Source organism: Pseudomonas sp. 58(2021) (genome assembly GCF_017491585.1).
GTDB classification, from domain to species: domain Bacteria; phylum Pseudomonadota; class Gammaproteobacteria; order Pseudomonadales; family Pseudomonadaceae; genus Aquipseudomonas; species Aquipseudomonas fluorescens_BT.
In genome coordinates, this window is the sequence record NZ_JAFGYZ010000030.1 from 68430 (window position 1) to 74429 (window position 6000).

Annotated in this window: 8 protein-coding genes and 1 tRNA gene; 6 read left to right on the plus strand and 3 right to left on the minus strand. The window is 57.5% G+C overall.

Translation table 11 applies throughout. From position 1 onward, the window contains the following. The first annotated feature begins 302 nt into the window (after positions 1–302). Both J5M72_RS26310 and J5M72_RS26315 read left to right on the plus strand, forming a co-directional pair. Positions 303–392: transfer RNA gene (locus J5M72_RS26310), tRNA-Ser, on the plus strand. Between the two features lie 154 nt (positions 393–546). Further along, positions 547–867 (plus strand): YbjQ family protein, encoded by a 321-nt coding sequence (locus tag J5M72_RS26315; protein WP_207867752.1) that lies wholly within the window; start codon positions 547–549, stop codon positions 865–867. Between the two features lie 55 nt (positions 868–922). Here J5M72_RS26315 and J5M72_RS26320 read toward each other — a convergent pair whose 3' ends face one another. Continuing rightward, the gene (locus J5M72_RS26320; RefSeq protein WP_207867753.1) at positions 923–1198 is read right to left on the minus strand and encodes a hypothetical protein; all 276 of its coding nucleotides are present in this window, start codon (positions 1196–1198) and stop codon (positions 923–925) included. Between the two features lie 244 nt (positions 1199–1442). On the opposite strand from J5M72_RS26320, the gene J5M72_RS26325 reads away from it, so the two are divergent. The 4 genes from J5M72_RS26325 (at position 1443) to J5M72_RS26340 (ending at position 3158) form a co-directional block, all read left to right on the plus strand. Beyond that, the gene (locus J5M72_RS26325; protein ID WP_085690513.1) at positions 1443–1631 is read left to right on the plus strand and encodes a hypothetical protein; all 189 of its coding nucleotides are present in this window, start codon (positions 1443–1445) and stop codon (positions 1629–1631) included. A gap of 309 nt (positions 1632–1940) precedes the next feature. Beyond that, entirely contained in the window at positions 1941–2309 is a 369-nt protein-coding gene (locus J5M72_RS26330; protein ID WP_065258038.1) for a bacteriocin, read from the plus strand. A 136-nt stretch (positions 2310–2445) separates the two neighbouring features. Further along, positions 2446–2868, plus strand: a complete 423-nt coding sequence (locus J5M72_RS26335) for a YMGG-like glycine zipper-containing protein (RefSeq protein WP_169429542.1) — start codon at positions 2446–2448, stop codon at positions 2866–2868. A 122-nt stretch (positions 2869–2990) separates the two neighbouring features. Then, positions 2991–3158, plus strand: coding sequence for a hypothetical protein (locus tag J5M72_RS26340; RefSeq protein ID WP_167443766.1), 168 nt, complete (start codon positions 2991–2993; stop codon positions 3156–3158). Between the two features lie 51 nt (positions 3159–3209). On the opposite strand, the gene J5M72_RS26345 is transcribed toward J5M72_RS26340, so the two are convergent. Continuing rightward, complete coding sequence (locus J5M72_RS26345; RefSeq protein ID WP_207867754.1) at positions 3210–3629, minus strand: hypothetical protein; 420 nt, start codon at positions 3627–3629, stop codon at positions 3210–3212. Then, positions 3626–6000 (minus strand): RHS repeat-associated core domain-containing protein (locus J5M72_RS26350; RefSeq protein WP_207867755.1); only part of this gene is annotated, 2375 nt, incomplete at its 5' end. The genes J5M72_RS26345 and J5M72_RS26350, both read right to left, overlap by 4 nt.

A 6000-nucleotide genomic window follows, 5' to 3' on the forward strand; every position in this document is an offset into this window, starting at 1 on the left:
AATTCCTTATAAGAAAGATGGGCAGACGTTACCCACCGTCGCCGGTCAGGTAAAGCACTGTGACTGACCCGCCGGTCACCCTGGAGCGGCTGATACACCGCAACGTGCCTCACGGCAAACGCCTGCGTGCCTATATAGAAGGGCCGCGCTCACCCGAGATTGGCCGGATCGCCATGGCCTATCGATGGCGGAAACGACTTTTTCTCTTAACCGCATGAAAATTCTGAAAAAAAGTTTGCCATCAGAAAAGCTTTCGACTACATTAGCGCGCCTCGACAGACAGAACATGTTTGAAGAGATACGGTGAAGTGTCCGAGTGGCTTAAGGAGCACGCCTGGAAAGTGTGTATACAGGAAACTGTATCGAGAGTTCGAATCTCTCCTTCACCGCCAAATTCGATGTAAACAAAACCCCTGGTTTCGAAAGAAATCAGGGGTTTTGTGCATTCTGGTGTCCGGATTTTTTGGTCACAGAGCTGGGGGTCGGCTTCATTTTGCCGGGGCAGTACAATCGCGGTTTTATCCGGCATGTAAAAGGACGACCTCAATGATCATTTCCACCACCCACTCCATCGAAGGCCGGCAGATTACGGCCTATCTGGACATCGTCAGTGCCGAGTCGGTGCAGGGCGTGAATGTGATTCGCGATATGTTCGCCGGGATGCGGGACTTTTTCGGTGGGCGTTCGCAGACGCTGGAGCGGGCGTTGAAGGAGGCGCGTATGCAGGCGACTGACGAGATCAAGGAGCGTGCACGGGCGTTGCAGGCGGATGCGGTGGTCGGGGTGGATTTCGAGATCAGCATGCCTGCGGGGAAGGGCGGCATGGTTGTGGTGTTCGCGACGGGCACGGCGGTCAAGTTGCGCTGAGCCGCGGTTAACAGATTTGTGAGCCCATTCAACGCAATGGGCTCCTTGCCTTGAATCAGCCCTGTGGTTTGAGTACGACAGTGCCTTTGGCGTCGTAGGTCAGGGGCGTATCGATTGCAACCATTGGCGTACCGCCCGGCTGGACCGGGTCTGGGTGGTAGATCACGCCAGGTTTGCCAGGTTGCACTGGACTGGGTCCGTCCAGTGGCTTGATGACGATTTCACCTGAGGCAAGCTTCTCCTTGAATTTTTCCGCTCCGGCTTTACCGGCGGCGATCTGCTCGTCCGTGAGCTTTACAACAGGCATCGGTGGGAATCCTTTGATTTCCATGTTCTCTCCTTGAGATTCATTGCGTAGGAAAAAGGGCAACGGCCAGTCGCCGAGAATCTTTAGCTGTGTGGGACCAATGGTTCATCATCGCGCTGAGTTTTTGTGTAGGCCATTCGTCGGGCGTCGGACGATATGAATCACAAGTCCAGGAATGACCGGCTAGTCTCAAAAGCCTTGGAGGTCGATATTTTTCCAGGCAAAAGGGTCTTGCCGGTATCGACCCGCTTTTGAAAGGGGTGAAGAGATGACTGATCCGTACATCGAAGACGACGGGGCTGAGTTTCCATTCAACAATTGCGTACGCTGTGGCCAAACTGAGTATCAGGCGGGCTTCGGAGAAGATCCGGTGCAGACCGGCAAGATCAAGTCGACAGCACCCAAGGGGCCTAAAGCCAAATTTCTGCCCAAGGTGACGGCACGTTCCAGGAAGTAATCCGGATGCCACAGTACCCCGCCATCGAGCGGGGTTTTTTATCGCTGATTCGAGAGATATGCCCTACAGAAATTGCTGATTCATTTGGCTTCTTTCACAAACTTTTCACACCCTTCTACGTAGGGTGAAGCCATCCGTTAGAAAGCAAGTCTCCAGCCCGTCTCCCCAGCGGGCTTTTTTTTGCCTGCCATAAAACCTTTTTAAAAATTGCTGTCCAATCGGCGCCAAGTGCGCGGCGGTGCTGGACATTGCCGCGACAACAGCATTCAATCTGCGCCCTTTTTTCTTCCTTTTGTTGAGGTTTTCGACATGCGTTTAACTCTGCCTGCTCTGGTTCTGGGGCTTCTGGTTGCTCAAGGTGCAATGGCTGGTGATGGTACCGCCGCACTGGGTGGCGGTCTGGGTGGCGCGCTGGGTAATGTGGTCGGCCAGAAAATGGGCGGCAGCACAGGCGCGGCCATTGGTGCCGGTGTAGCAGGTGCGGCCGGCGGTGCCTTGGCAGCGAAGAAAGGCGCCCGCACCAAAGCGGCCATTGGCGGCGGTGTTGGCGCGGCGGGCGGTTCGATCATCGGCAACAGCCTGGGTGGCAAGAACGGCGCGACCATCGGCGCCGGCCTGGGTGGCGCAGCTGGCGGCGCAGTGGGCAGCAACCTCTCCAAGGGCCACAAGCGTCACTGATCGCGAATGCATGTCTGAAAAGGCCCGGCTTTATGCCGGGCCTTTTCGTTGCTGAACGTTTTTCCGAAATACACCTCCAATTGCATATAGCCCCTCTCCGGGCATACCGTCCCGATCCGGGACCTGCGAGGTCTGTATGCGATCGACTTTAACTGCATTGGTTTTAGGATTGCTTGTGGCGCAAGGCGCCATGGCTGCCGGCGATGGTTCCGCGGCGGTCGGTGGTGGTCTGGGCGGTGTGCTGGGTAATGTTGTCGGCGGACAGCTTGGTGGCAGCACGGGTGCTGCGGTTGGTGCCGGCGTGGGTGGTGCGGCTGGCAGTGCCGTCGGAGCGAACAAGCACAATCGCACGGAAGCTGCCATTGGCGGCGGCCTCGGTGCCGCTGGCGGTTCAGTGATCGGCAACAGCCTCGGCGGCTCCACCGGTTCGGCCATCGGCGCAGGATTGGGTGGCGCGGCGGGTGGGGCGGTCGGCAACAACCTCGGTGACGATGGTGGTAGATCTCACTCTGGGGGCGGCCACAAGCACAAGTACAAACACAAGAACCGTCATCATTGAGTGATCGGTTCTACGGAAACCCGGCTTTATGCCGGGTTTTTCTTGCCTGTGTGTCATGCGCAGGAACGATTCGCGACCATACTTTTCGAACGTTTACACGACTGATATTCACGAGGTGCGCCATGACTCCCGAAACCGAAGGCAAGGAAGAAAAAGGTCCGAGCGGGTTGCCGTTTATCAACGATCCGGGGAATGAAGATCCGGGGTCGTTGATGGATGATGCGACGGTTCCGCTTTGGGAGGGTGAGGGGGAGGAGCTTGAGTATGAGGATTTTGATGATGATGAGTGATTGCTGGGCAAGCCCGGGGTGTGAGTATCGGCACTTCACACCTGGACCTAATCATTCTGGTTTTCTGAGGATGTACAGGTTATCCGAAGCAGACATTTTTTCTATCTTATTTAACGCCAAATACTCGTTGAATTCTTTTTTTAGTTCGTTTTTGTCGCAGTATTTTTTGTATTTCAAAGGTCTGTCACTGGCGTAAATGTAGAGGCGCCAAATATCAAAGCCATCGATTCTATTGTTTGATCCGTAGTCGAAATCCACAGACTCTGTAGGGAAGTGGATAGCGCACCCGACACCGTGCAGTTCGTATTCCACTGTATCTGTTATTTTTCCGCATCGTTGTATCTGATTGGAGCGCCATAACCTCAAGATATTTCGCGTGCCAAAATTTTCCTCCAGCAGCTTCGTGCCGATATCTACTTTGTATAAAAAATCAGTTATTAGATCTTCAAGGGTACTGTCTTGTTCTCTCATCTTCTTCTGTGATGCTCCAATCTGTCGTGGCCAGTGTTAGCTGCTGATTCTAAGACTTCTTCGATAGTATTTAGATTTCCTTTATGCTCTTTTATATTTTTTACTAAATTTATTGTTACGTTGGTTGAGGTTTGCCGCGCAGCCGCTGCACGATGGTGGCCATCTAAAATATAGAGGTTGCCGTTGTGTTCTGCCACGTCGATGGGGAACTCATTGTCATACCCAGCAGTTCGCATGTCTTGTCTTAACTTTTCTACTCGTTTAGTTGAGCCTTTTCCTACTATTGCATGCGTTCGTATCAAGGTTTTCGGGTCTACCTCGAAAAAAATGGTAGGGGGTAGTGGTTCACCTTTATTTACCTTTGAACCACTGACATCATCGGGCACCGGACAACCCGGCTTATTCGGCGGCGGACAATTGGACGTCAACCCCAACGGATCCACCCACCCCGTCGGATTCGGCACGTACCGGTACTGGTTCAACCCACCCGCCAGCTTCACCGGATCCGGCGTCAGGTACCGTCCCACGTCCGGGTCGTAATACCGGTGCCGGTTGTAATGCAGCCCGCTTTCCGCATCGAAGTACTGCCCCTGAAAGCGCAGCGGCTGGTCCAGGTAGTCCTCGGCCGCGAGCTCCAGCGAGGTGACTTTGCCGTAGGCGCTGTATTTGGCTGACCAGACGATGTCGCCGCTGTAGTCGGTCAACTCCTGCGGGGTGCCGAGGTGGTCGAGCTGGTAGTAGAACGGGCAGGCGCGTTTCGGGCCTTTGCCGTCGAGCATCGCCAGCGGACGAAAGGTGCCGGGTTCGTAGATGAAGCTGCGGTGCTGTTCCTGGCTGCTCTCGGCGATCAGGTGCTCGCCTTGCCAGAAAAACTCGGTGGTCTGGCCGTCGACGCTCTTGCGGATGCGCCGGCCGAAGGCGTCGTACTGGTAGCTGGCGGTGGTGCCGTCGGGACGGGTCAGGCCGATCAGGCGGTGCTGGCTGTCGTAGCGGTATGCAGTGACGAGTTGTTGCGCGCGGCCGCGGCGTTCGCGGATCAGGTTGCCGAAGGCGTCGTAGTCATAGTGGCGGTCGCCCTGCATCAGCAGGCGGTTGCCCTTGATGCTGGTCGGGCCCGGCCGGTCCTGCATCAGCAGGTTGCCGGCCGGGTCGTGGGCGAAGTTTTCCGGCAGGTCGTCGCGGGTGTGGCGTACGCGGATCAAGCGGTTGAGGGCGTCGTACTGGTAGCTGCGCTGGCCGTGGCGGGTGTCGGCGATGTGTTCGAGGTTGCCGTTGGCGCTGTAGGCAAAATCGCGGCGGTACAGCGCGCTGCGTTGATGGCCTACGGCGTGGGCGCTTAAGCGGCCCTGTTCGTCGTAGGAGTATTCGCTGAGCAGCAGGCCTTGCTGGCGCTGCTGCTCGCGGCCGTTCTGGCAGGTGTGGCGGGTGAGCAAGGCGCCGTTGAGGTCGATCGCGGTCAGCGCGCCGCCCTTGGCGTAGTGGTAATCGAGCTTGCTGTTGTCCGGCAGACGCAGGCGAGTGAGCTGGCCGCAGGCGTCGTAGGTGTAACGCAAGGTGCCCCAGCCCTGATGCTCGCGCACCAGGCGGTCCTGCAGGTCGTACTCGAAGGCCAGCGGGTGATCCTGGCCGTCATCCACGCCGACCAAACGGCCCAAACGGTCATAGCGGTAGCTGACCTCGACCCCGTCCGGCAGGGTCTTGAGCAGCAATCGCCCGGCGCTGTCGCGCTGGTAAGTGGTGACCAGCGTCGAGCCGTCGTCGCCGAACTCGGTCTTTTCCAGCAGGTGGCCGTTGCGGTCGTAGGCGTAGGCGGTGCGTCGGCCATCGAAGCCGGTTTCCTGTCGGATCAGTCCGGTCGGCGTGTAGTCCAGTCGGTACTTTTCGCCCGACTCGTTCTCGATTTCCGTCAGCAACAGCTGCGCATGGTCGTAGCGGTATTGAATCCGCGTGCCGTCGGGGTTGATCCGCCGGCTGACCAGGTGCAGGTCGTCGTCATATTCGTAACGGGTGATGCGCCCCAGTTCATCGCGTTCGGCGGTGACCTGGCCGTAGGCGCTGTAGGACCAGGCACGGGTGGCACCGGTCGGCGAGGTGGTCTGGATCAGCCGGCCAACGGCGTCCCACGCATGGCGGGTGATCGCACCATGCTCGTCCTGCGCTTTAATCCGCCGCCCCAGCGCATCGTAGGAAAACTTCCGAACCCCGCCGTCCGGCAGACTTTCCTCGACCAGTTGCCCAAGGTCGTTCCACACGAACACATGCCGACCCGAATCCGGATAACGGATCGACAGCAACCGCCCCTGCGGGTCGTAGTGGTAATGGGTGACATGGCCGTCGGGATCGACCGCTTCGGTGACGTCGCCCTGGGCGT